This window comes from Gordonia rhizosphera NBRC 16068, from assembly GCF_000298195.1.
GTDB lineage: Bacteria > Actinomycetota > Actinomycetes > Mycobacteriales > Mycobacteriaceae > Gordonia > Gordonia rhizosphera.
The window spans coordinates 26,702-50,885 of record NZ_BAHC01000200.1; the positions used below are offsets into that span (position 1 = coordinate 26,702).

Sequence of the window (24,184 nt, forward strand, 5' to 3'; positions counted from 1 at the left end):
GCGACGTGTCCCTGGGGAACTACCGGTTCCGGTGGCTCCCGAGGACGGCCTGTCCGACCGCGACGGCATCGACGGTGGCTGCGACATCGTGAACGCGCAGGATGGATGCGCCGTTGGTGGCCGCGATCATGGCTGCGGTCGCCGACGCCACGGTGCGCTGGTCCACGGCGCGGTCGGTGATCGCGCCGAGCATGCCCTTTCGGGAGAGCCCGGCCATGACCGGCAGTCCGAGATCGGCGAATCGCGGCAGGGCCGCGAGCAGCTCGATGTTGTGGGCCAATGATTTTCCGAATCCGAAGCCAGGGTCGATGATGAGGTGGTCGGTCGGGATTCCTGCTTCGCGGCAGGTGTTGACGCGGTCGATGAGGAATGCCATCACCTCGTCGGCGACGTCGGTGTAGGTGGGCGCCACCTGCATGGTTCCAGGTGTGCCCTGCATGTGCATCAGGCACACCGGCACACCCAGCTCGGCGGCGGTGGCCAGTGCCCCGGGGGCGCGCAACGCGCGCACGTCGTTGATCACCGACGCGCCGGCGGCGACCGCCGCACGCATGACCTCAGGCCTCGAGGTATCGACCGAGATCGGCACATCGAGCGTGCGCGCCAGGGCGCTGACCACGGGAACGACGCGATCGAGTTCCTCGGCCGGCGACGGCGGCGTCGCTCCCGGCCGCGTCGACTCACCACCGATGTCGAGCATGTCGGCTCCGTCGGCGATCAGCACTCGCGCGTGCTCGACAGCGTCGGCGACGGCGCGGTAACGCCCTCCGTCGGAGAACGAATCGGGAGTCACGTTGACGATGCCGCAGATCATGGGCGCCGGCTGGGCCAGTCGTTCGAGCAGACGGGCCACAGGCATCGCTCGTGGAGGGTGGACTACCGAAGTCATCGTGACAAGCATTCCTGTCGCTGCCGTGCGGGCAAAGTGTGGGAGAGCAGTCGGCCCGGTGAACCCTTCCGAAGAGTTCACCGGGCCGACATGGGGGAGTGACTACCAGGCGACGGAGTACTCCGTGGCCGCGTCGAGCAGCCAGTCGGCGAGATACCGTGCGAACGACGACCGCACGATGATGCGGTAGTCGGTACCGGCGTCGTCGAGCGGGATCAGCACGACGGCGGCCAGTCCGAGCATCGTCTGGGCGGCAGCGCCCACGGTGAACACCGACGGATGCAGGTCGAGCGAACATCCCTTGGCGAGCACGTCACGGGCCCGCGCACCGCGCAGACGTAGTGTCGTTCGTTGGGCCGAGACGTCGACCGCTGCGCCGCTGTGGTCACCGATCGCCTCGCGCAACTGCGTCTCGAGTTCTTCCCCGCCGCGGGTGGTGCTGGTGACCAGCCACTCCTGCGGACCGAACCAGATCACGCTGGTGTCGGGCCCGTCCACCACCGTCGACGGCGCGACGGGAAGTCCGGCGATACCGACGGCGGTCGCGGCTGCGGCGCCTCCGGGATCCGACGGGTCGGCCCAGAGATCGACCATGACCACATACGGTTCTTCGGTCAGCGACACCGTGTCCGGCAGTGTCGCGAATCGAGATTCGTAGTCCTGCAGGGGGCTACGAGCAATCAGTGTGTCAGCCATCGCGGCGTGCTCCTTCGGGATCGACCAGGACGGTGCCGGTGACCTCGACGGGTACCAAGGTGCCGTCCACGGGGACATGCAGGGTTTCGCCGATGCGGGCGCGACCCCCCTTGAGCAGCGCCAGCCCGAATGGGCGATCGAGTTCGGCGCTGCGGTAGCTGGAGGTGACGTGACCGAGCATCGGGACCGGTGCCGGCGGGAGCTGTCCGTCGGCACTGAACTCGATGATCTGCGCGCCCTCGGGCAGTACGGTCTGCTCATCGGTGGGGAGCAGGCCGACGAACTGCTTGCGCAGCGGATCGACGTTCTCCTCGCGAGTGAACGACCGCTTGCCGATGAAATCGGCCTTCTTCTTCGACACCGCCCAGGACATACCCAGATCTTGGGGGGTGACGGTGCCGTCGGTGTCCTGGCCGATGATCGGATAGCCCTTCTCGGCGCGCAACACGTGCATCGTCTCGGTGCCGTAGGGGGTGATCCCGTAGCGCTCACCTGCCTCGATCAGCCGCTCCCACACCGCTTGTGCGTGCCAGCCCGTCACGTTGACCTCGTAGGCGAGCTCGCCGGAGAAGCTCACCCGGCCGATCCGCACGTGCACGCCGTCGAGCGCGGTGTCGCGCCACGCCATGAACGGGAAGGCGTCGTTGCTGACGTCGAGGTCTCCGAACACCGCACCGATCACGTCGCGCGACTTGGGCCCGACGACGGGGAAGGTGTGCCACTGCTCGGTCACCGAGGTCATCCGCACCTTCAGATGCGGCCACTCGGTCTGCAGCCACTCCTCCATCCAGTCGAGGATGTGGGCGGCCCCGCCGGTGGTGGTGAACACCTGGAAGCGGTTCTCCGCCAGGCGCATCACCGTACCGTCGTCGATGACCATGCCGTCGACGCCGCACATGACGCCGTAGCGGACCATCCCGACCTTGAGAGTGCTCATCATGTTCGTGTAGAGCATGTCGAGGAATTCGCCGGCATCGGGTCCCTGGACGTCGATCTTGCCCAGGGTCGAGCCGTCGAGGATACCGACTCCGGTGCGCACGGCGGCGCATTCGCGCAGTACCGCCTCCTCCATGTTCTCACCGGCCAGCGGGTAGTAGCGGGGCCGCTTCCACTGGCCGACGTCCTCGAAGATCGCGCCTCGTGCGACATGCCAGTCGTGTACCGCTGTCACACGTTCGGGATCGAACAGGCTGCCCTTGAAGCGCCCGGCCAGCGCCGCGAACGGTACGAGGGCATACGGGGGACGCAGCTTGGTGGTGCCGAGCTGATCCACAGTGGTGCCGAGAAGCTCGGCGGTGATCCCCGACGCGATCACACCGGAGGTCTTGCCCTGATCGTGTGCGGTGCCGATCGTGGTGTAGCGCTTGATGTGCTCCATGGATCGCAGGCCGGCGCCGACCGCATGCTCGATGTCGGCGACCGTCGCGTCACGCTGGACGTCGACGAATTGACGTTCCGACGTGCCCTGGCCCGGAACCCGCCAGAGAACTGCCGGCGGTGCGGTCTCGACCACCGCTTCGGACTCTCCCGGAAGTGCGGTGTCCGACACCGTGAATCCGAGCGATTCCGCGGTCTCGGAGGCCGCGGTGCGGCCCGACCGGATGCAGCCGGGCAGATCGAACACGCCGGTGGCCGAGCCGACCACGCTCATACCGTCGACCGATTCGTCCGGAACGAAGGCGCCGAGGGACTCGTCGAACCGCAGGGCTCCCCGAGCATGGCTGAACAGATGGATCGCCGGGTTCCAGCCGCCGCTCACCAACAGGGCATCGCAGGCCAGGACCGGAGATCCGGTGGATCCGGCCACCATCGCGTGGCTGATCCGGCCGTTACCGCGGGTGCCGGTGACGACCGATCCCGTGCGCACGACGATGCCACGCTCCGCGCACTGGTCCTGCCAGTACTGCGATACGGACTCGCGGGCGTCGATGATCGCGTTGATCTGCACCCCGACGCTGTGCAGGTCGAGCGCGACGGCATACGCGCTGTCGTTGGTGGTGAACACCACGACCTGGGAACCGACCTTGACGCCGTACCGGTGCAGGAAAGTGCGGGCACTGGACGCCAGCATGATTCCGGGCCGGTCGTTGTCGTCGAAGACCACCGGGCGCTCGTGGGCTCCGGTCGCCACGATGATCTCCCTGGCGCGGATACGCCAGACACGCTGCCGGCTGATGTCGGCGGGAGCGTCGAAACCGAGATGATCGGTACGCCGTTCCAGCGCGAGGACGAAGCCGTCATCGTAGAGACCAAACGCCGTGGTGCGCTGGAGATGAGTGACCTCGGGGAAGGCGGCCAGCTCGGCGACCGTGTCGGCGACCCAGTCGAGGGCCGGACGCCCGTCGATGGTGTCGGTGGTACCCAGCAGGGCGCCGCCGGCTTCGGTGTGTTCGTCGATGACCACGACCCGTGCCCCTGAGCGGGCCGCGGTCAGTGCTGCAGCCAGCCCCGACGGCCCGGTCCCGATGACGAGGACGTCCGTGTGGACGTGGGTGGCGTCGTACTGTGCGGTGTCGGGGATTTCGGCGAGGCGGCCCTGGCCGGGGATGCCGCGGGCGGCGAGGCCCTCGAACAGTTCGATCGTGTTCGCCAGCAGCATGGGCTCCGGGAAGGGTGCCTCGATCTGGACGAGGCCACCGGTGTCCTCGGCCCAGGCGCCGGTGATCCCGCGCGGCCGACCCAGTTTGACGCTGGTGGTCACCTGGTGAATTCCGTTGGCCAGCAGGGCTGATCCCAGGGAATCGCCAGGGTGACCGGCCAGTTCCCGGTCTCCGAAGGTGAAGGTGAGAGTGGTGTCGCGGTCGATACGGCCGCCGGTACGGGTACGAAATGGTGCGGTCACGAGATTGCCGGTTTCTGCTCGTCCACGCGGTACACGCGCTGGAATTGGTAGGTTGCCGTGTCACGGATCGCGTTGAACCACCGCCGGCATCCGGCGCTGTGGCTCCAGCGTTCCGCGAAGAGTCCCTTGGGGTTGTCGCGGAAGAACACGTAGTGCGCCCACTCCTCGTCGTCGAGGGCTTGGGGATCGGACGGGTAGGCCACATGAGCCTGCCCGCCGTAGTGGAACTCGGTTTCCTCGCGGGGCCCGCACCAGGGGCATTCGATGAGTTGCATGGTGATTCCTCGGATCAGTGGGCGACGCCGGCAGCGCCGTGTTCGTCGACGAGCTTGCCGGTGACGAAGCGGTCGAGGCTGAATGGGGCGACGTACTCGTGGGGACGGTCGTTGGCGACGGTGTCGGCCAGGCACCACCCCAGCCCCGGGGTGGCCTTGAATCCGCCGGTGCCCCAACCTGCGTTGAGGTACACGTTCTCGTACTGTCCGGCCCGGCCGACGATCGGCGAGGCGTCGGGGCAGACGTCGACGATGCCGGCCCAGGTCCGCAGCAGGTGTGCGCGAGCGAAGACCGGGAACAACTCGACGGCGGCAGCCATCTGGCGTTCGATGATGTGGAAGGCACCGCGCTGCCCGTAGCCGTTGTACGAGTCGACGCCGGCACCCATCACCAGTTCGCCCTTGTGGGCCTGGGACACGTAGACATGCACCGCGTTGGACATCACGATGTTCGGGTGCACGGGCTCGAGCAGTTCGGACACGAGTGCCTGCAGCGGATGGCTCTGCAGCGGAGTGCGAATGCCGAGCATGTCCGTCAGTGTCGAGGTGTGCCCGGCCGCGCACAGCGCGACCTGTCCGGCCGAGATGTCGCCGCGGGTGGTGCGCACCCCGGTGACACGGTCACCGTCGGTCACGAATCCGGTGACCTCGCAGTTCTGGATGATGTCGACGCCGGCCTCATCGGCGCGGCGCGCGAATCCCCAAGCGACGTAGTCGTGTTTGGCGATACCGGCGCGGGGCTGATACGTCGCGCCCAACACGGGGTAGCGGATGTCGCTGGAGGTGTTGACCAGCGGACACAGCTTCTTGACCTCGTCGGGGTCGACCCACTGGGCGTCGATGCCGTTGAGCTTGTTGGCCTCCACCCGGCGCACGCTGTCGCGGACGTCCTGCAGGCTGTGGGCGAGGTTGAGCACGCCGCACTGCCGGAACAGGATCGGGTAGCCGAGGTCGTCCTCAAGACCTTCCCACAGCTTGAGAGAGTGCTCGTAGATCCGCGCGCTCTCGTCCCACAGATAGTTGGACCGGATCAGCGTGGTGTTGCGGGCCATGTTGCCGCCGGCCAGCCAACCGCGCTCCAGGACCGCAATATTGGTGATGCCGTGGTTCTTCACCAGGTAGTGGGCGGTGGCCAGTCCATGGCCGCCGCCGCCGACGATCACCACGTCGTAGGACTTCTTGGGTTCGGGAGTGCGCCAGAGGAAGCGGGGGTGCTCGGGCAGATGAGCGCCGGGGGGCTGTGTGGGTGCGGTCACGACTAGGCCTCCGTGAGGGTCGGGTAGAGGGGGAAGCGGGCGGCGAGGACGTCGACGCGGTCGCGCAGGTCGTCGAGGGCGGCGTCATCGGTCGCGGGACGCAGGGCGTGGCTGATGACGTCGGCGACCTCGGCGAAGGCCTCGAGGTCGAAACCCCGGGTGGCCAACGCGGGGGTGCCGATGCGCACACCGGAGCTGATCATCGGCGGCCGTGGGTCGAAGGGCACGGCGTTGCGGTTCACCGTGATACCCACCCGGTGCAATCTGTCCTCGGCCTGCTTTCCGTCGAGTTCGGAGTTCCGGAGGTCGACCAGCACGAGATGGACGTCGGTACCTCCCGACACCACGCTGATACCGGCCGCCTTCGAATCGGGCTGCAGCAGGCGGTCGGCGAGAATCTTCGCGCCGTCGAGCGTCCGCTGCTGACGCTCAGCGAAGGCGGGTTCGGCGGCGAGCTTGAAGGAGACGGCCTTGCCGGCGATCACGTGTTCGAGCGGACCGCCCTGCTGGCCGGGGAACACCGACGAGTTGAACTTCTTGGCGAGCGCCTCGTCATTGGTGAGGATGATGCCGCCACGCGGGCCGCCGAGGGTCTTGTGGGTGGTGGAGGTGACGACATGCGCGTGCGGAACCGGCGAGGGATGCAGGCCCGCGGCCACCAGACCGGCGAAGTGGGCCATGTCGACCATGAGGTAGGCGCCCACCTCGTCGGCGATGCGGCGGAACTCGGCGAAGTCGAGCTGCCGCGGATAGGCCGACCAACCGGCCAGGATCAGCTTCGGCTTGTGCTCGTGCGCAAGCCGTTCCACCTCGGCCATGTCGATGCGATGGGTGTGCTCGTCGACCTGGTACGCGGCGACGTCGTACAGCTTGCCGGAGAAGTTCAGCTTCATGCCGTGGGTCAGGTGGCCGCCGTGGGCCAGGGCGAGGCCGAGGATGGTGTCCCCCGGCGTCAGGAGTGCGGCCATCGCTGCGGCGTTGGCCTGTGCGCCCGAATGAGGCTGCACGTTGGCGTATTTCGCACCGAACAGTGCGGTGAGTCGATCGATCGCCAGCTGCTCGATGACGTCGACGTGTTCGCAGCCGCCGTAGTACCGGCGGCCCGGATATCCCTCGGCGTACTTGTTGGTGAGGACCGAACCCTGCGCCTGCATGACCGCGAGCGGTGCGAAGTTCTCGCTCGCGATCATCTCGAGGGTGCCCTGCTGCCGGCCGAGCTCGGCGGCGATCTGGGCGTGGACGTCGGGGTCGAGCGTGGCCAGCGATTCACTGAGGAGGGGATTGCCTGCGGTTTGCGCAGCTGTCGTGGTGCCGAGAGTCATGATCACCTTTCTGACACGTCAGTTACGGGGTTACTGATATATCAATGTGGTGTTAGAGTAGGGCCAGTGGTCAACCACGTCAATAGCTCTGATCGAACTTCAGTGGAGGCGGTGATACGTGTGACGTCCTTTCTGTCCGCGGACGTCGAGAATGGCAACCGGACCAATGCCGATCGCGCCTACGATCACATCCGGGAGCAGCTGATCATGCTCGACATCCGTCCCGGCGATCCCATCAACGACGACCAACTCGCGGCCGCACTCGGATTGGGTCGCACCCCGGTCCGTGAGGCACTCAAACGGCTGGAGCGCGAGCGCCTGGTGATCGCCTATCCGCGCAGGGGCACATTTGCCACGATGGTCGACTTGACCGATCTCGCCGACATCTCCGAGATCCGTAAGCAACTCGAACCCACCGCCGCCGCGCGTGCGGCGCGGACCGCCACGAGTCAGGCCTGCGATGAGCTGTCGAGGCTGGCGGCCGAGATCTCCGCCGTCACGGACGATGACGAGCCGCACGAAGTGCTGCGTAAGGACGTGCATGTGCACCGGGCGATCTATCGAGCGTCCGGGAATCCGCACCTCGAGGACATCCTGGTGAGTCTCGATGCGCACGCAACGCGGATCTGGTGCCTGTTCCTCGATCGTTTGCCGGGTGTGGCAGACCATGTCCGCGAACACATCCCGTTGATCGAGGCCATCATCGCCGGAGACCCCGAGGCGGCCGCGGCACAGACTCTTGCCCACGTCACGGGATTCGAACAAACCATCCGCTCGCTCCTGTGAGCTCGCCGTCGGCGACAACCGCCACCCTGCTCGGCGGAAGTCGTCGTGAGTCTCGCCGACCGATCCTCTCGGAGCACGATGCACAGCAGCGATGAGCTCGTACCGGACATGTTCGACGTGGTGATCGCGGGCCGGCCCGCAGCCATCGGTGATCCACGCCATGTTCGACATCTTTCGCTCGCACAAGGAGGTCGTGGTCGCCGACGACCCCGAATCGATCCTGGAGGCGGTCAACGACCGCGCCATCACCCGACTACTCGTCGACGACGTCGCAGAGCATCCGGCCGACGTTCTCCCCGACACACGCGCCAGTGCGGCCCGGCGAATCCAGACCGTTCTGGCCTACCGGCCCAGCGGGCGCGTGGCCGATGCCGATGTCACGGTGACCGGCAACGACGTCTCCGAACACTACGTGCGCGCCGTCATGACGGACTTGCGCGACTCACCTCGTCGGACACTCCAGCCGCCCCCGGGTCGGCAGGTCGTGGTGGGGCATCGTCTGACTGATCTCACATTCGGTTATCACCTCATAGAAACAGCGACGGCCCCCGCACAGTGCGGGGGCCGTCGCCGTTGTGGGTCGGTCTTGCCCCGTGAGAACCGAGATCAGACCCGGTCGTAGCGGTCGAGTTCGGACACCTTGGTCCACGCCGCGACGAAGTCGGTGACGAACGCCTCCTTGGCGTCGTCCTCGGCGTAGACCTCGGCGAGCGCGCGCAGCTCGGAGTTGGCCGCGAAGACCAGGTCGACGCGGGTACCGGTCCACTTGTCGGCCCCCGACGACCGGTCCTTGCCGACATAGGTGCCGTCCTCGGACGGCGATGTGGCCCAGACGGTGTCCATGTCGAGGATGTTGACGAAGAAGTCGTTGGTCAGCTGACCGACGTTCTCGGTGAGCACGCCGTGGGTGCTGTTGCCGTGGTTGGCCCCGAGCACGCGCAGACCACCCACGAGCACCGTCATCTCCGGCGCGGTCAGGGTGAGCAGATTCGCCTTGTCGACCAAGTTGTACTCGGCCTGCAGGGCATTGCCCTTCCCTTCGTAATTGCGGAAACCGTCGTAGGCGGGCTCCAGATGTGCGAACGACTCGACGTCGGTCGACTCCTGCGACGCATCGGTACGACCCGGGGTGAACGGTACCGAGACCTCGATGCCGGCATCCTTGGCCGCCTTCTCGACCGCCACGACACCACCGAGTACCACCAGATCGGCGAAGGAGACCTTCGTCCCGGAGTCGCCATTGAACGACTTCTGGATCTGCTCCAGGGCGGCGATCACCTGTGCGAGGTCGTCGGTCTCGTTGGACTCCCAGCCCAGTTGCGGCTGCAGACGGATCCGGCCGCCGTTCGCGCCACCGCGGAAGTCGCTGCCGCGGAAGGTCGCCGCCGCCTTCCACGCCGTGGACACCAACTGCGGCACGGTCAGACCCGACGCCAGGATCTGCGCCTTGAGGGACGCCACATCGGCGTCGGAGACGACGGCGTCCTCCTGGGCGGGAACGTTGTCCTGCCAGACGTACGTCTCGGTCGGCACCAGCGGGCCGCGGTAGCGGATCGCCGGACCCATGTCACGGTGCAGCAGCTTGAACCAGGCCTTGGCGAACTCCTCAGCCAGTTCCTCCGGATGGTCCAGCCAGCGGCGGGTGATCTTCTCGAAGGCGGGGTTGCGAACTGCTCGACGTTCTGTGATCAAACGTGCTCGAATGTGGTTTTCCACGGGATGTCGGGTTGGCTGTGCGGGTGCAGGGTGTGCATCCGGATGCTGCGTACTGCTGGTTTCGTGGGGGCCCGATGCCGGTGCATGCTCGGCGGTTGGCGTCGGGCACGATCGGGGTGGATGCGGCGCGAAGCGCGGTCTGATGGCCGGGTGATGGGGTACGCGTGGGTGTCCTGGCCTGATCGGCGTGCTGATCTGGACCGCCAGGTAGCCCGGCGTACGCGGTGGGCGACGGCGAACGGGCGCCTGGTCGGTGAGGTCGTGTGAGGTCGGGTCTTGGATGGATGGGAAGCGACGAAGATTCGGCGGGTCTTGTCGGACCCATCTGCGAGGGTGGTGGTTGTGCAGCATCGTGACCGTCTGGCCGGGCTCGGGGTTGAGCATCTGGACGCGGCGCTGGCGGCGCAGGGCGGCGCGATCGTGGCGACCGGGGATGGTGAGACCGGAGATGATCTGGTGCGCGACATGATCGAGGTGCTCACCGGGATGTGTACGCGCCTCAGCGGTCGTCGGGGTGCGCGCGACCGGGCGGTGGGTGTGGTCACCGCCACCAGTCACGACGGCCGGGTGGAGAGGAGTTGCTGATGGCCAGGTTCGAGGTCCCCGACGGGTGGACGGTGCAGGCCTACCGGTTCGCGCTGGATCCCACGCCCGCCCAGGTGCGGGCATTCCGATCGCACGCGGGCGGGGCACGCACAGCGCACAACACCATGCTCGCCGTGGTGAAGGCCGTGATGAACCAACGGGCGGCCGAACGCTCCTACGGTATCGCCGAGGCCGATCTCACCCCGTCGTTGAACTGGTCACTGGCCGGGCTGCGCAAAGAGTGGAACGCCCGCAAAGACGAGGTCGCGCCGTGGTGGGCGGAGAACTCCAAGGAGGCCTACAACACTGGCCTCGACGCGTTGGCGCGGGGTCTGCAGGCGTGGCACACGTCCCGCACCGGTGAGAGGGCGGGGAAGGCTGTCGGGTTCCCTCGTTTCAAGAGTGTCCGGTCTCGGCGGTCGGTGCGATTCACCACCGGTGTCATCCGGGTCGAGACCGACCGGCACCACGTCACTCTCCCGAGAGTGGGGCGGCTCAAAACGCATGAGTCCACCCGCAAACTCGCCCGCCGCCTCCACGCGGGTACTGCTCGGATCGTGTCGGCCACTCTGTGTGAGGATTCGGCGGGTCGTTGGCACGTGTCCTTTCACACCCTCGTGCAGCGCGGGCACGGCCGTGTCGGGGCCGGTGAGCCGGTGGTCGGGATCGATGTCGGTGTGAAAGCCGACTCCCTGTGCGTTGTCGCGACACCGGATGGTCGTGAACTCGACCGCGTCGCGGCCCCGAAGTCACTCACGAAAGCCCACGCACGACTGCGGGCACTGCAACGTCGGGCGGCCCGCCAGCAGGGGCCCTACGATCCGGTCACGCGAACCAGACGGGCACCGTCGAAGCGGTGGATCACACAGCAGCGCAGGATCGCCCGCACCCACGCCCACGCCGCCGCCGTGCGCCGTGACGTGCTGCACAAGCACACCACTGCCCTCGCCCACCACCACCAGGTGATCGTGGTGGAAACGTTGAACGCTGCGGGGATGCGCGCGGCGGGCGGGGCGCGCAAGCGTGGCCTGAACCGGTCGCTCGCTGATGCCGCGGTGGGCGAGATTCGACGGATGCTCGACTACAAAACCCGCTGGTACGGCTCCACACTCGTGGAAGCTGACCGGTATTACCCCTCCAGCAAGACGTGTTCGGGATGTGGCAGGCGAAAACCAAACCTGACCCTCGCCGAACGCGCCTACGTGTGTGAACACTGCGGCCTGCAGATCGATCGTGATCTCAACGCCGCGATCAACCTCGCCCGCCTCGGCGACACCCCGCACACGGGTGACACGGGGACCGGTACCGGGAGTAGCCCGGCCGCCACCCATCGGGGTGGACACGGACGTGGAGCCACGCAGGAGTCCGCGACCACACCAGTGGTCAACGCAGCAGGCGACGAAGCGTCAACCCGGCACCAGCACCCGCTGGACAAGACCGGGACTGCCTCGCCGCAAGGCGAGGCTGCCCAATGACGAGCATGCTCACACTTGCTCACCAAAAGGCAACGGTCCATCCGCATGGTCAGGTCGGTGGTCAGCATCGAGGGATGCGTCTTGCCGTCGCCCTGAGCCATCGGGGCCGTGTTGGCCCAGCCGTTGTCCTTGGGCTTCCACTGGTAGGCGCCGGCCGGGCTCGTGGTGAGCTCCCACTCGTTGCCGTAGAGAATCTCCAGGAAGCTGTTGTCCCACTTGGTCGGCGTATGCGTCCAGATGACCTCGAGGCCGCTGGTGACGGTGTCGTTGCCGATTCCGGTGCCGTTCGGATTGGTCCAGCCCAGTCCGACCTGCTCGAGTGGCGAGGCCTCGGGCTCGGGCCCGATGAGGTCGGCGTCGCCGTTGCCGTGCGTCTTGCCGAAGGTGTGGCCGCCGATGATCAGGGCGGCGGTCTCCACATCGTTCATGGCCATCCGCCCGAAGGTGTCGCGGATGTCCTGGGCGGCTGCCAGCGGGTCCGGCTTGCCTTCCGGCCCTTCGGGATTGACGTAGATCAGACCCATGGTGGTGGCGCCCATGGGCTTGGCCAGGTCACGTTCACCCGAGTAGCGCAGGTTCGTGCCCAGCCACACCGACTCGGCTCCCCAGTAGACTTCTTCGGGCTCCCACTCGTCCGGGCGGCCGAACGCGAAACCCGCGGTCTTGAAGCCCATGTCCTCGAGTGCGACGTTGCCGGCGAGCACCAGCAGATCGGCCTACGAGATCGACTTGCCGTACTTCTTCTTGATCGGCCACAACAGACGACGGGCCTTGTCGAGGCTCACGTTGTCCGGCCAGCTGTTGAGCGGCGCGAACCGCTGCATGCCGGTGCCTCCGCCGCCACGGCCGTCCTGGACGCGGTAGGTGCCCGCGGCATGCCATGACATGCGGATGAACAAAGGACCGTAGTGGCCGAAGTCTGCCGGCCACCAGGGCTGCGATTCCTTCATCACCGACTTGAGGTCGGAGACGAGGGCATCGACGTCGAGGCTTTCGAGTGCTTCGGCATAGTCGAAATCGGCGCTACGCGGATTGATGACATCCGGGTTGTGGGCCAGGACCCGCAGATTGAGCCGCTCCGGCCACCACTGGTTGTTGCCGCCGCCCTCGACCGGGGGCTTGATGCGCATCGGACAGCCGCTGTCCGCGGGCTCGGTTTGGGCCTCGCTGATGGGCAGGGTGTCGACGGGGTGGACGGGACATTCGTTGGACACGAGACTCCTGAACGATTATTGGGGAAAGGGGGTCACGCGCGGGGCGTGGTGGCCGAATGCCGATCGGTGCTCAGCTGAAGACGACGGTGCGGTGCCCGTGGAGCAAGACGCGGTTCTCGCAGTGCCACCGGACTGCGCGGGACAGTGCCAATGCCTCGGCGTCCTGGCCGACATGGGCCAGACGTGCGGGATCGTAGGAGTGGTCGATGCGGATGACCTCCTGCTCGATGATGGGTCCCTCGTCGAGGTCCGGGGTGACGTAGTGCGCGGTGGCGCCGACCTGCTTGACACCACGGTCGTAGGCCTGGTGGTAGGGCTTGGCACCCTTGAAGCCGGGCAGGAACGAGTGATGGATGTTGATCGCCCTACCGCGCAATGCCCGGCATGCTTCGTCGGAGAGGATCTGCATGTAGCGGGCGAGGACGACCAGATCGGCGTCGAGTTCGTCGACCAGCGCGAGCAACTGTGCATCGGCCTCCGGCTTGGTCGCCGGGGTCACCGGAATGTGGTAGAAGGGCAGACCGGCGGCCTCGGCCATCGGGCGCAGTGTCTCGTGATTGGAGACGACCGCCACCAGATCGCCGCCGAGCGTTCCGGCACGCCACCGGAAGATGAGGTCGTTGAGGCAGTGACCCATCTTCGACACCATCACGACCACTCGGGGCAGCTCGGAGCCATCGAACCGGAATTCCATGCCGAACTCATCGGCGACCGCGGTGAACTGCTCGGTCAGTTGCGCGGCATCGACGGTGTCGTCGATGCAATGGAACGTGGTGCGCAGGAAGAAGGCGTGGCCGCGGGTGTCGTCGAACTGCTGGTGTTCGGCGATGTCGCAGTGGCGTCCGAACAGGAACGAGCTGACGGCATGGACGATGCCTGGCCGCTGAGGGCAGCTCAGCGTCAGGGTGAAGGTCTTGGTCATCGGTACGTATCTCCTGGGTGGCGATCTCCGTTGGCAGAGACCGAGGTGGTGGTGCGTGAAACGGTCACGCCGGGACGGGGGAGTCGATCAGCTTCGCGGTGAGGAACTGATCTTGGATGTTGGCGCGTTCGGCGGCGGTCACGGTGTTCGCGAGTAGCAGCGCGGTCGTGACCGGTCCCACACCTCCGGGGACGGGCGTGAGGCCGCCGGCGTGACCGATGAGCGCGTCGGCGTCGACGTCGCCGAGGAGCCGACCATCGTCGGTCGCGGTCGTGCCGACGTCGATCACGGTGCTGCCCTGTGCGATGTGCTCCTGGGAGATCAGTCCGGGTACGCCGACCGCGACGACCACGATGTCAGCGTGGCGCGTGGTGCCGGCGAGGTCGGGCGTGTGACGATGGCACACGGTGACCGTGGCGTTGCGCTGGACCAGCATGTGGGCGACCGGGGTGCCGACCACCAGGGACCGACCGACGACCGCTGCGGTTCGACCCTTCAGCTCGATGTCGTGGTATTCGACCAGATCGATGACCGCTTGCGCGGTGGCCGGGGCAAAGGCCGGCTGACCGGCCATGAGCCGACCCAGGCTGACCGGGTTGGCGCCGTCGACGTCCTTCTCCGGAGCGATGGCGTCACGCAGGACCGACAGGTCGGTGCCGTCCGGGAGCGGTGTCTGCAGGATGATGCCGTGCACTCCGGGGTTGTTGCTCAGCTCCACGAGTGCGGCGTGGATGGTGTCTGTCGGTGCGTCGGGGCTCAGAGCCACCGTGTCGCAATGGATTCCGGTGCGCGAGGCCGATCCGGCGATCGACCGTACGTACCAGGCGGTGGATTCGTCATCGGTGGCGGTGACAACGGCCAACGTGGGCGTGATGCCGCGCTGGGTGAGCACGGCCGCACGGGCGGTGACGTCGGCGCGTATCGTGCGGGCCATCTCGGAACCGCCGAGGGAGGTGGTCATGAGGTCAGTAGCTCTCGTACTCGTGCGGTGACCGCGTCGGCGCGGGCCATGAGGTCATCGACTCGGCGGGCGCGGGCGGTCAGGATCGTGTGGGTCTCACCATCAGTGATCGAGCCCAGGTTGATCTCGACGTTGACGCGTGCGGTGGTGGCGGCGGCGCGAGCAGCATCCGCTGCGGCCGCGACATCACTGATCACGTTGCGATTGGCCACCGGCAGGAGCCGCTCGGCGAGCTCGAGCACCGCGGCGGCGCCGTCGACGACATCGGCCGGTACCCCGGCTGCGCGGGCGGCCGCAGCGCTGATGGCCTCCGCCCGCGCCCGCACCTCTGCCTCGGTGCCCTTGGGGAGCCGGTAGGACTCGATGACACCGGTGAAGGCGGCCATGTCGTCCTCGGCCAGCTGTAGGGCATTGCTGCGTGCCGTGTCCGCGCGATCGCAGATGACGGTGACCAGATCCTCATGCTCGGCGTACTTGGCTCCGGTCGTGTAGCGGGCGACCATGGCCACCAATGCGGCGGCCTGCGCGAGATGCAAGGCGGCCGAGGCGCCCCCGCCGGGGGCGGGGACCTTGGCGGCCAGCGTGTCGAGGAAGCCGGTGATCGATTGCTGCCGTAGCGGCAGCGCCGTGGTGGCGGTCACGCGCGGATCTTCTTCATCTCGGGGTCGACGAGCGGCTCCGCGACAACGGTGGCGGGGATGCGACGATCGAAGTACTGGATCTCCACCCGGGAACCCACGCCGGCCGATGCGGGCAGCCACGCATAGGCGATCGGTGCCCTGACGGTGTGTCCGAACGCGGCGCTGGTGACGTAACCGACGGGCTCACCGTCGACGAACACCGGCTCCGAGCCGAGAACCACCGAGCGGCCGTCATCGATCGTCAAGCACGACAGGCGGCGCTCAACGGTGTCCGCGGAGATTCCTTCGAGGGCATCACGGCCGACGAACTCACCCTTTTGCGGTCGGACGGCAAACCCGACGCCGGCCTCGTAGGGGTTGTGCTCGGTGGTCATGTCGGTGCCCCAGGAGCGGTACCCCTTCTCCATGCGCAGGCTGTTGAACGCGGCGCGGCCTCCGGCGATGATGCCGTGCTGCCGGCCCTCGGCCCACAGCACATCCCACAACCGCTGACCGTTGTCGGCGGTCGTGTAGAGCTCCCAACCGAGTTCACCGACATAGGACAGTCGCATCGCCGTCACCGGCACGCCGCTGATCCGCACCTTCTTGGCACGGAAGTACTTGAAGCCCTCGTTCGAGAAGTCGTCGTCGCTCAAGACCTCGACGAGATCGCGGGCGAGCGGGCCCCACAGGCCGATGCAGCAGGTGCCACCGGTGATATCGCGGACCGCGACGCTGCCGTCCTTGGGTGCCTCACGCTGGAAGTAGTCCAGATCCAGGTTGCCGTTGGCGCCGATCTGGAAGGTGTCCTGCGACAGTCGCGCCACCGTGAGATCGCTCTTGACTCCACCGGCGGAATCCAGTGCGAGCGTATAGGTGACGGCCCCGACCGACTTGTCCATCTTGCCGCTGGTCAGCCGCTCCAGCAGCGCCAGAGCGCCAGGTCCGGAGACCTCGAGTCGCTTGAGGGGGGTCATGTCATAGAGGGCCACCGCGGTGCGGGTGCGCCAGGCCTCCGCGGCCGCGATCGGGGAGTGGAACATCGCCGACCACGAGTCGCGCTCGGGCTCCTGCCATTCGGTGGGCAGCTCGTCGAGCAGGGAGGCATTGGCCTCGTACCAGTGCGGGCGTTCCCAGCCGGCACCCTCGAGGAAGAACGCACCGAGTTCTACCTGACGCGCATGGAACGGGCTCACGCGTAGGTTTCGCGGGGATTCCTTGGGCTGCAGGGGATGCAGGACGTCGTAGATCTCCACGAAGTTCTGTTGAGACGTCTCGCTGACGTAGCCGGGGTCGCGCTGGAACTCTTCGAAGCGATGCACGTCGCAACCGTGCAGCTCGATCTCGGAGCGACCGTCGACCAGCAGCTGCGCCACCGAACGGGCGACACCCGCGGAGTGGGTCACCCACACCGCTTCGGCGATCCAGAAGCCCGCCACCTCCGGCGATTCGCCGATCAGTGGTCCGCCGTCCGGCGTGAAGGAGAAGATGCCGTTGAAACCGTTGTCGATCTTCGCCGTTTCCAGGCAGGGCAGAAGCTTCTGGCACTCAGCCCACGCGGGCGCGAAGTCCTCTTCGGTGAAGGTCAGCATCGAGGGCATGGCGTTGTCGTCGATGTCACCGCCGGGCAGGTCGCGCAGATCCACCGGCATCGGACGGTGTGCGTAGGAGCCGATACCGAGACGGTCGACGTGCTCCCGGAAGTACAGATCCTGATCCTGGTGGCGGAGGATCGGGAATCCTGCCTCGTTGAGTTCGCTATTGCGGCCGGCGAGTTCGGGGATCTGGTCGGTCTTGGCGTACTGGTGGGCCAGCGGAAGCAGCGGCGTGTCCATGCCGACCAGCTGTCCGAGCTCCGGGCCCCAGAAGCCGCCGCAGGAGACCACGATATCCGCGGGAATGACGCCGGCCGAGGTGGCGACGCCGGTGACCTTCGAGTTCTTGTGCTCGATTCCGATGACCTTGGTGTTGCCCTGGAAGACCGCTCCGCGGCTCTCCGCGCGTCGAGCGAGGGCGACCACGATGCGGGAAGCCTTGGCCAGGCCGTCGGTCTCCACGTGGAGACCACCGAGGATGCGGTCGGCGTCGAGCAGCGGGTGGATCTTGGCGCATTCCTCGGGGCTGATCACGCGGCCTTCGACACCCCATGAGGTCGCCCAGCCCTGCTTGCGGTGCAGGTCGGCCAGGCGCTCTTCGGTCGTGGCCACCTCGAGGCCACCGAGCTGCCGGAAACACCACTGCCCATCGACATCGAGCGAGACGAACTTCTCGACGGTGTAGCTCGCCAGCTCGGTCATCGTCTTCGACGAGTTGGTCTGGAACACGAGCCCGGGCGCGTGCGAGGTCGAACCGCCGGTCAGCGGCAGCGGTCCCTGGTCGAGAACGGTGATGCGGTCCCAACCGCGGGCGGTCAATTCGTCGGCAAGGTTCGCTCCGACGATGCCGGCGCCGATGATTACTACGCGCGGTGATGCCATGTGTTGTTGCTCCTAATTGCGGGCTACGGGGTGAGTGGCTGATCGGGCCCGGGTGAGTTGACGTTGCAGTTGCCAGGTATGTCGATTACTTGTCGGCAACTGATATATCTAAGGTAAGGTGATGCTGTCCACAGGTCAACCCCCCTCGGCCGAAATTCGAGAACATGGGGAATCGTGGCACCGCCGCGCCTGCGGGCCCGAAGGTCCCGACGGAGAGGAACGCATGAGTACCTGTGAGCCTCGCGCAAAGGAAGCGTGGCGTGAGCGCCTGCTCCTCGCTCGCGCTGCGCGTTCGGAGTCCGACCGCCGGCATGACGCCGAGCGCCTCCGAGGCGCGGTTTCGGATCTGGTGCGGCCGGGTGCCACGGTGGCCGCCTACATGCCCATGCGTGCCGAACCCGGGGATGCGACACTGCTCGATGCGCTCCGCGGCAACGGTGTGACGGTGCTGCTGCCGATGGTGCGTGAGGGTCGGGCACTGTCGTGGGGCGCGTACTCGGGTTGCTCGCGTATGACCAGTGGGCCTTACGGTCTCCGGGAACCGGATGACCGGGACGGCAGGCCTCGCGGCCTCCGGGACGCGGACCTGGTGCTGGTTCCCGCGCTGGCGATCGATCGACGGGGTGTGCGACTCGGCCGGGGCGCCGGGTATTACGATCGCGCGCTGTCCGCGCTCCGAGACCGCGAGATCCCTAGGGTGGCGGTGGTTCACGATGACGAGTTGCTCGACGAGTTACCGTCCGAATCCCACGACGTGCGGATGACGCATGTGATCACTCCGTTGCGGGGGCTGTTGGAGATCCCGGTCGACACGATTCCGCGATTTCACGTCACCGTCGTCTCGAACCCGTGACGATGCGCTCGGGATGTGTGTAGACGTTCATCGATTCACCGCGCAGGAAGCCGACCAGTGTCATGCCGGTCGCGTCGGCAAGGTCGATGGCGAGTGAGGACGGTGCCGACACAGCCGCGAGAACCGGGATCCCCGCCATCGCCGCCTTCTGCGTCAGCTCGAACGAAGCGCGGCCGGACACCAGCAAGATCGTGTGGCGCAAAGGGAATCGGCCGACTTCCATACCCCACCCGATCAGCTTGTCGACCGCGTTGTGGCGACCGATGTCCTCCCTGACCGCGAAGGGAGTCCCCTCTGCATCGAACAGTCCCGCGGCGTGCAGGCCCCCGGTGGTGCTGAAGACCCGCTGCGCTTCGCGCAATGTGCTCGGGAGTGAGACGAGGGTGTCGATCGGCACCGAGATGTCGTCGCCGGCCGGCTCGAACCGGGTGCGTTGTCGCACGGCATCCAGCGAGCTCTTGCCGCACACGCCGCATGACGACGTGGTGTAGAAGTTCCGCTCGATACCGACGTCGGGGAGCCGCACTCCGGGGGCGAGCGTTACATCGAGCACGTTGTAGGTGTTGCGACCGTCGTCGTCGAAGCTGTTGCAGTAGCGAATGGATTCAATGTCATCGCGGGCCCCGATGAGCCCTTCCGTCATCAGGAATCCCTGGGCCAGCTCGAAATCCGAGCCGGGGGTGCGCATCGTCACCGAAATCGGGGTGCCGTTGATGCGGATCTCGAGTGGCTCCTCGACCACCACCGCGTCGGGTCTGCGCGTCGTGCGTGTGTTCTCGATGCGGGTGACCCGGGTACGAGTGCTGAGCCTGCCCATCAGTGTCTGGCTTCCAACCGGATGATGACCGCCTTGGAAACCGGGGTGTTCGACTTGAGGGCGACGTGGTCGAGTGGGATGAGCGGGTTGGTTTCCGGGTAGTACGCAGCCACATTGCCGACAGGGGTCGGATACGGCACGAGCCTGAAGTCCTCGGCGCGCCGCTCCTCGAGCGAGCCATCCGGAGACGTCCACTCCGAGACCAGGTCCACTCGATCGCCGGCGCGGTAGCCGTGCGATTCGATGTCGGCGGCGTTGATGAGCAGCACCCGTCGTCCGCCCTTCACCCCGCGATAGCGGTCGTCAAGACCGTAGATGGTGGTGTTGTACTGGTCATGACTACGCATCGTCTGCAGGATCAGCCGTCCCGTGGGCACGGGAATCCAGACGAGCTCGTTGACGACGAAGTTCGCCTTGCCGCTGTAGGTTTCGAATCGCCGTTCGTCACGCGGCGGATGCGGCAGGCAGAATCCGTCGGGCTGACGGACCTTGGTGTTGAAATCCTCGAACCCGGGGATGACGCGGCCGATCGAGTTCCGGATCGAGTCGTAGTCGTCAGCGAATTCGCGCCACGGGACCGGGTGGTTCGACCCGAACAGGGCGAGAGCGAGTTCGCAAACGATGGCGACCTCGCTGCGCAGATGCTCACTCGCAGGCTTGAGGCCGCCCCGCGACAGGTGCACCATCGACATCGAATTTTCCACGGTCACTTGCTGTTTGCGTCCGGCGCGAACGTCTTTGTCGGTGCGACCAAGGGAGGGGAGGATGAGGCCGATCTTGCCCGTGACGAGGTGTGACCGGTTGAGCTTGGTGGAGACCTGGACGGTGAGTGCGCAGTTACGCAGGGCGGCTTCGGTGACCGCGGTGTCCGGGGTGGCCGAGACGAAGTTCCCACCCATGGCCATGAAGACCGAGGCGGCGCCGTCGCGCATCGCACGAATCGAGTCGACCGCATCGAGCCCGTGATGGCGAGGCGATTCGATACCGAATTCGGTGTCGAGTGCATCGAGGAACTCATCGGGCATCTTCTCCCAGATACCCATCGTGCGATCGCCCTGCACGTTGGAATGGCCGCGGACCGGACACACGCCGGCGCCGGGCTTGCCGATCATCCCGCGCATGAGCAGCAGGGCCACGGCATCCTGGATGGTCGCAACGCCGTGGGTTTGTTGGGTGAGTCCCATCGCCCAGCAGATGATGGTGCGTTGCGAGGTGATGACGGCGTCGGCCGTGGACTGCAACTCCTCGCGGGTCAGCCCGGTGGCCTCGAGCACGGTGGCGAGGTCGACGGTGCGGATGTACTCGGCGAACTCCGGCCAGCCGGCGCACGAGCGTCCGAGGAAGTCGTGGTCGAGCACCGTCCCCGGTGCCCGGTCCTCGGCCTCGAGGACGAGTTTGGCCAGCCCCTGGAAGAGTGCCTGGTCGCCGCCGATGCGGATCTGCAGGAAGTCGTCGGCGATGGCGACGCCGTCACCGATGACGCCGTGAACCTTCTGCGGGTCCTTGAAGCGGAGCAGCCCGGCCTCGGGGAGAGGATTGACCGCGATCACCCGAGCCCCGTTGCCCTTGGCCTTCTCGAGTGTCGAGAGCATGCGGGGATGATTGGTGCCGGGGTTCTGGCCGGTGATGATGATCAGTTCGGCGTGTTCGATGTCGGGTACCGACACCGAGCCCTTGCCGATCCCGATCGTCTCGGTCAGCGCGGAACCGGAGGACTCGTGGCACATGTTCGAACAGTCGGGCATGTTGTTCGTCCCGAATGCGCGAATCATCAACTGGTACACGAAGGCCGCTTCGTTGCTGGTGCGGCCCGAGGTGTAGAAGACAGCCTCGTCCGGCGACGCCAGATTGCGTAGTTCGTCCGCGATGAGCGCGTACGCTTCGTCCCAGTCGATGGGTACGTAGTGTTGCGCTCCGGGCCGCAGCACCATCGGGTGTGTCAGGCGCCCCTGCTGACCCAGCGAGTATTCGGGCTTGGTGAGCAGTTCGTCGACCGAGTGGGCTGCGAAGAATTCAGGGCCGACGGTCCGTTTGGTGGCTTCCTCCGCGACCGCCTTCGCGCCGTTCTCGCAGAACTCGGCGTGCTTGCGATGGCCCGGGGTCTCCGGCCATGCGCACCCGGGACAATCGAACCCGTTGCGCTGGTTGAGCTTGAAGAACGTCCTGGCCGTTCTTCCGAGACCCATCTGCTCACGGCCGCGAAGCAGGGAGACCATCACCGCAGGAACGCCGGCAGCATAGGACTTGTTCGGGGAGACGACGAGATCGCTCTCGTCGTAGTCGTACTCGTCGGCGACGTTCAACATCACTCCTGTATGCGAATTGTCCTGACCCGAAACGAATCTGACGGTCGAAGGCGACGATTTCGCATGCTAGCATCGCTCGTCCGGCCCGCCGAGAAGAAGGTCTGGCCCGGGCTTCCACTCTTTGATATATCAGGTGGATGTTAGAGCGTGTCGAACCGGGCCGTCAAGGGGCGGTGAACGATGGGTGTGGGAGCGTGGGCGGGCTGTGGTGAGCGCCTGTCGCGGGCTGCCTCGGCGGGCCGGTGTCCCGCTGAGGCCTGGAGCCGATAATCGCCGATCAGGAACTCGTGTCGGGGCGATGCACGGCGGTCTCGGTGGAGAGGAACCAGCTGAGGCTTTCGATGAAGTCCTCTTCGTGTTCGCGCAGCGCGTCGGCCTCGGGCGACGCGAACGCGCGTGCGACCGCGCCGACCGACGGGAAGTACAACTCGGCGAGGCCGTCATAGGGCCACGTGCTGTGGTGCTCGATCGCCGGGCTCTGGAAATATCGCTCGACCTCGGGGAGCCGCCAGACGAACGCGGGATGCTCGGATTGCCACTTGTGGAGGAACTGTTCGCGGCTGATATCTGGCCGGGCTTTGATCAGGGCGACGACTTTGACGGACACTGAGATTCCTTTCAGCAGGGAGTTTGTGGGACGCGAATGCTGCCGGTGGGCCGCGGTGGGGCGTGGGCGGACGCAACACTTCTCGCCGGCCCACGACCCACCGCAGTGTGGTCTGCTGCGACTAGACCGCTTCCAACGGCGACCACTCGGCGTAGTCGATGTAGCCGCGGTCTCCGCCCGTGTAGAAGGTCGACTCGTCGGGGACCGTGAGCTCGAGGTCGTCCCGCAGGCGGCGGACCAGGTCGGGGTTCGAGATGAAGTAGCGTCCGAAGCTGATAAGGTCGGCACCTCGCTCGATGGAGTCCTTCGCAGCGTCCAGGCTGGCGTAGCGAGTGCTTCCGACGGTGGCGGGATTGACGATCAACGGACCCGACCACTTCTGCCGAATCAACTCCGCCACATCGGGTGCGGCGGTCTCGAGGGTGTGCAGGTAGGCAAGATCCAGCGGGTTCAGGGCATCGATGAGGGCCGCGTACAGCTCGGCCGGGTCACTCTCGTTCATGTCGTGGAACCGGCCGCCGGGGGAGATGCGCAGTCCCACCCGGTCCGAGCCTATGGCATTGCTCACGGCGGTCGCGACCTCGGTCACAAACCGGACCCTGTTCTCCGCCGAGCCTCCGTACTCATCGGTTCGCTGATTGCTGTTGTCCGACAGGAACTGTTGGATCAGGTAGCCGTTGGCACCGTGGAGTTCGACTCCGTCGAATCCCGCCTCGATCGACCGTTCGGCGGCCTTGACGAACACATCGATCTCTTCGCGGATCTGTTCGGTCGTCATCACGATCGGTGTGACGAACGCGAGTCGTCCACCGGAGTTGAAGATGGTCCCCTGAGCGGCGATGGCGGAGGCGCCGATCGGCTGCATCCCGTTGATCTCGGGGTGTCCGATCCGCCCGCCGTGCATGAGTTGGGCGAACACCGTGCCGCCGTTGTCGTGCACGGCCGCGGTGATCGGCTTCCACGCTTGCACATGTTCGTCTCGGTACATCCCGGGGATGTTGGGCTCGGATTGTCCCTGGCGGGAGGGGGATAGGCCCTCGCTCACGATCAGTCCCGCGGACGCGCGCTGGGCGTAGTAGTCGGCAGCAGACGCCGATGGCAGCCCGTCGCTGGTGGCCCGAACTCGGGTCATCGGAGCCATGACGACGCGGTTGGCGAGTCGTAGGTTGCCCAGTTGGTAGCTATCGAACAGCACGATTCTTGCTTCTCCTCACGACCGCTGTCTGCGGTCTCGACGACATCTGCACGGCACGACTTGGGGGGTAGTAAAACGTACGTGCGTTCGTTAGTATTAACGACCAGATCCGGTGTGTCAACGGTCACGTGACGGCGGGAACGTGACGTGCGGGGCGTGAAAGGTGGAGGTCCATGGAAACAGCGGTGTCCGGCGGTGGTGTCAATGGCTCGGGCGTAATCGATTCCGGTCCAGCCGGTTGGGGTGCGGTCGATTCCGGTGTGGTTGATGCTGAGGCGAGCGCGGTCCGTGAGTTGGTCAACAACCTCATCGACCGGTTCGCGGGACCCGAGGTGACCGGCCGCCTCGATCGCGAACATGCGTTCAACTT

The 24,184-nt window shown here is 66.4% G+C and carries 19 protein-coding genes and 3 pseudogenes; 6 read left to right on the forward strand and 16 right to left on the reverse strand.

Translation table 11 applies throughout. The annotated features are described in order from the left end of the window. Nucleotides 1-19 precede the first annotated feature (19 nt). The 6 genes from folP to glyA form a co-directional block, all read right to left on the reverse strand. Nucleotides 20-859 (reverse strand): dihydropteroate synthase, encoded by an 840-nt coding sequence (folP, locus tag GORHZ_RS24315; RefSeq protein ID WP_217998357.1) that lies wholly within the window; start codon nucleotides 857-859, stop codon nucleotides 20-22. 132 nt (nucleotides 860-991) lie between these two features. Further along, nucleotides 992-1,585: a sarcosine oxidase subunit gamma gene (locus GORHZ_RS24320; protein ID WP_006337839.1), complete on the reverse strand. Its 594-nt coding sequence runs from the start codon at nucleotides 1,583-1,585 to the stop codon at nucleotides 992-994. Beyond that, nucleotides 1,578-4,427: a glycine cleavage T C-terminal barrel domain-containing protein gene (locus tag GORHZ_RS24325; protein WP_006337840.1), complete on the reverse strand. Its 2,850-nt coding sequence runs from the start codon at nucleotides 4,425-4,427 to the stop codon at nucleotides 1,578-1,580. Before GORHZ_RS24325 ends, GORHZ_RS24320 begins: the two co-directional genes overlap by 8 nt. Next, nucleotides 4,424-4,702 carry a sarcosine oxidase subunit delta gene (locus tag GORHZ_RS24330; RefSeq protein ID WP_006337841.1) on the reverse strand — a complete coding sequence of 93 codons (279 nt, stop codon included), beginning with the start codon at nucleotides 4,700-4,702 and terminating at the stop codon, nucleotides 4,424-4,426. The genes GORHZ_RS24325 and GORHZ_RS24330 overlap by 4 nt, the downstream gene beginning before the upstream one ends. Nucleotides 4,703-4,716: 14 nt before the next feature. Then, nucleotides 4,717-5,958 (reverse strand): sarcosine oxidase subunit beta family protein, encoded by a 1,242-nt coding sequence (locus GORHZ_RS24335; RefSeq protein WP_006337842.1) that lies wholly within the window; start codon nucleotides 5,956-5,958, stop codon nucleotides 4,717-4,719. Nucleotides 5,959-5,960: 2 nt separating this feature from the next. After that, nucleotides 5,961-7,280, reverse strand: coding sequence for a serine hydroxymethyltransferase (glyA, locus tag GORHZ_RS24340; protein ID WP_051999057.1), 1,320 nt, complete (start codon nucleotides 7,278-7,280; stop codon nucleotides 5,961-5,963). A 120-nt stretch (nucleotides 7,281-7,400) separates the two neighbouring features. Between glyA and GORHZ_RS24345 the strand changes: the two genes are divergently transcribed. Next, the gene (locus tag GORHZ_RS24345) at nucleotides 7,401-8,066 is read left to right on the forward strand and encodes a GntR family transcriptional regulator (RefSeq protein ID WP_245551504.1); all 666 of its coding nucleotides are present in this window, start codon (nucleotides 7,401-7,403) and stop codon (nucleotides 8,064-8,066) included. A 160-nt stretch (nucleotides 8,067-8,226) separates the two neighbouring features. Beyond that, nucleotides 8,227-8,688, forward strand: coding sequence for a hypothetical protein (locus GORHZ_RS29720; RefSeq protein WP_006337845.1), 462 nt, complete (start codon nucleotides 8,227-8,229; stop codon nucleotides 8,686-8,688). On the opposite strand, the pseudogene GORHZ_RS31060 reads toward GORHZ_RS29720, so the two are convergent. Continuing rightward, nucleotides 8,673-9,713, reverse strand: a pseudogene (locus GORHZ_RS31060) (peroxidase family protein); the annotation flags it as partial. The gene GORHZ_RS29720 and the pseudogene GORHZ_RS31060 overlap by 16 nt on opposite strands. An 80-nt stretch (nucleotides 9,714-9,793) precedes the next feature. On the opposite strand from GORHZ_RS31060, the pseudogene GORHZ_RS31065 reads away from it, so the two are divergent. Further along, nucleotides 9,794-10,367, forward strand: a pseudogene (locus GORHZ_RS31065) (IS607 family transposase). Continuing rightward, nucleotides 10,367-11,842 (forward strand): IS607 family element RNA-guided endonuclease TnpB, encoded by a 1,476-nt coding sequence (tnpB, locus tag GORHZ_RS24365; RefSeq protein ID WP_006337848.1) that lies wholly within the window; start codon nucleotides 10,367-10,369, stop codon nucleotides 11,840-11,842. The pseudogene GORHZ_RS31065 and the gene tnpB overlap by 1 nt, the downstream one beginning before the upstream one ends. 35 nt (nucleotides 11,843-11,877) lie before the next feature. Here tnpB and GORHZ_RS30615 read toward each other — a convergent pair. From GORHZ_RS30615 to GORHZ_RS24390, 5 genes and pseudogenes are all read right to left on the reverse strand, one after another. Continuing rightward, a pseudogene (locus GORHZ_RS30615) lies at nucleotides 11,878-12,972 on the reverse strand (peroxidase family protein); the annotation flags it as partial. A 154-nt stretch (nucleotides 12,973-13,126) separates the two neighbouring features. Beyond that, complete coding sequence (purU, locus tag GORHZ_RS24375) at nucleotides 13,127-13,978, reverse strand: formyltetrahydrofolate deformylase (RefSeq protein WP_006337851.1); 852 nt, start codon at nucleotides 13,976-13,978, stop codon at nucleotides 13,127-13,129. A 64-nt stretch (nucleotides 13,979-14,042) separates the two neighbouring features. Beyond that, nucleotides 14,043-14,939: a bifunctional 5,10-methylenetetrahydrofolate dehydrogenase/5,10-methenyltetrahydrofolate cyclohydrolase gene (locus GORHZ_RS24380; RefSeq protein ID WP_006337852.1), complete on the reverse strand. Its 897-nt coding sequence runs from the start codon at nucleotides 14,937-14,939 to the stop codon at nucleotides 14,043-14,045. After that, the gene (locus GORHZ_RS24385; protein WP_006337853.1) at nucleotides 14,936-15,580 is read right to left on the reverse strand and encodes a cyclodeaminase/cyclohydrolase family protein; all 645 of its coding nucleotides are present in this window, start codon (nucleotides 15,578-15,580) and stop codon (nucleotides 14,936-14,938) included. Before GORHZ_RS24385 ends, GORHZ_RS24380 begins: the two co-directional genes overlap by 4 nt. After that, on the reverse strand, nucleotides 15,577-18,036 hold the full coding sequence (locus GORHZ_RS24390; RefSeq protein ID WP_006337854.1) for a GcvT family protein: 2,460 nt from the start codon (nucleotides 18,034-18,036) through the stop codon (nucleotides 15,577-15,579). The genes GORHZ_RS24385 and GORHZ_RS24390 overlap by 4 nt, the downstream gene beginning before the upstream one ends. Nucleotides 18,037-18,259: 223 nt before the next feature. On the opposite strand from GORHZ_RS24390, the gene GORHZ_RS24395 reads away from it, so the two are divergent. Next, the gene (locus GORHZ_RS24395; RefSeq protein WP_006337855.1) at nucleotides 18,260-18,889 is read left to right on the forward strand and encodes a 5-formyltetrahydrofolate cyclo-ligase; all 630 of its coding nucleotides are present in this window, start codon (nucleotides 18,260-18,262) and stop codon (nucleotides 18,887-18,889) included. On the opposite strand, the gene fdhD is transcribed toward GORHZ_RS24395, so the two are convergent. The 4 genes from fdhD to GORHZ_RS24415 form a co-directional block, all read right to left on the reverse strand. Then, entirely contained in the window at nucleotides 18,867-19,706 is an 840-nt protein-coding gene (gene fdhD, locus GORHZ_RS24400) for a formate dehydrogenase accessory sulfurtransferase FdhD (protein ID WP_006337856.1), read from the reverse strand. The two genes, GORHZ_RS24395 and fdhD, sit on opposite strands and share 23 nt — an antisense overlap. After that, entirely contained in the window at nucleotides 19,706-22,012 is a 2,307-nt protein-coding gene (locus GORHZ_RS24405) for an FdhF/YdeP family oxidoreductase (protein ID WP_006337857.1), read from the reverse strand. Before GORHZ_RS24405 ends, fdhD begins: the two co-directional genes overlap by 1 nt. A 277-nt stretch (nucleotides 22,013-22,289) precedes the next feature. Further along, nucleotides 22,290-22,619 (reverse strand): EthD family reductase, encoded by a 330-nt coding sequence (locus tag GORHZ_RS24410; protein WP_006337858.1) that lies wholly within the window; start codon nucleotides 22,617-22,619, stop codon nucleotides 22,290-22,292. Between the two features lie 121 nt (nucleotides 22,620-22,740). After that, complete coding sequence (locus GORHZ_RS24415; RefSeq protein WP_006337859.1) at nucleotides 22,741-23,814, reverse strand: alkene reductase; 1,074 nt, start codon at nucleotides 23,812-23,814, stop codon at nucleotides 22,741-22,743. A gap of 173 nt (nucleotides 23,815-23,987) precedes the next feature. Here GORHZ_RS24415 and GORHZ_RS31070 point away from each other — a divergent pair. Beyond that, nucleotides 23,988-24,184: hypothetical protein (locus tag GORHZ_RS31070; protein WP_157205347.1), on the forward strand; the 197-nt coding region annotated here is incomplete at its 3' end.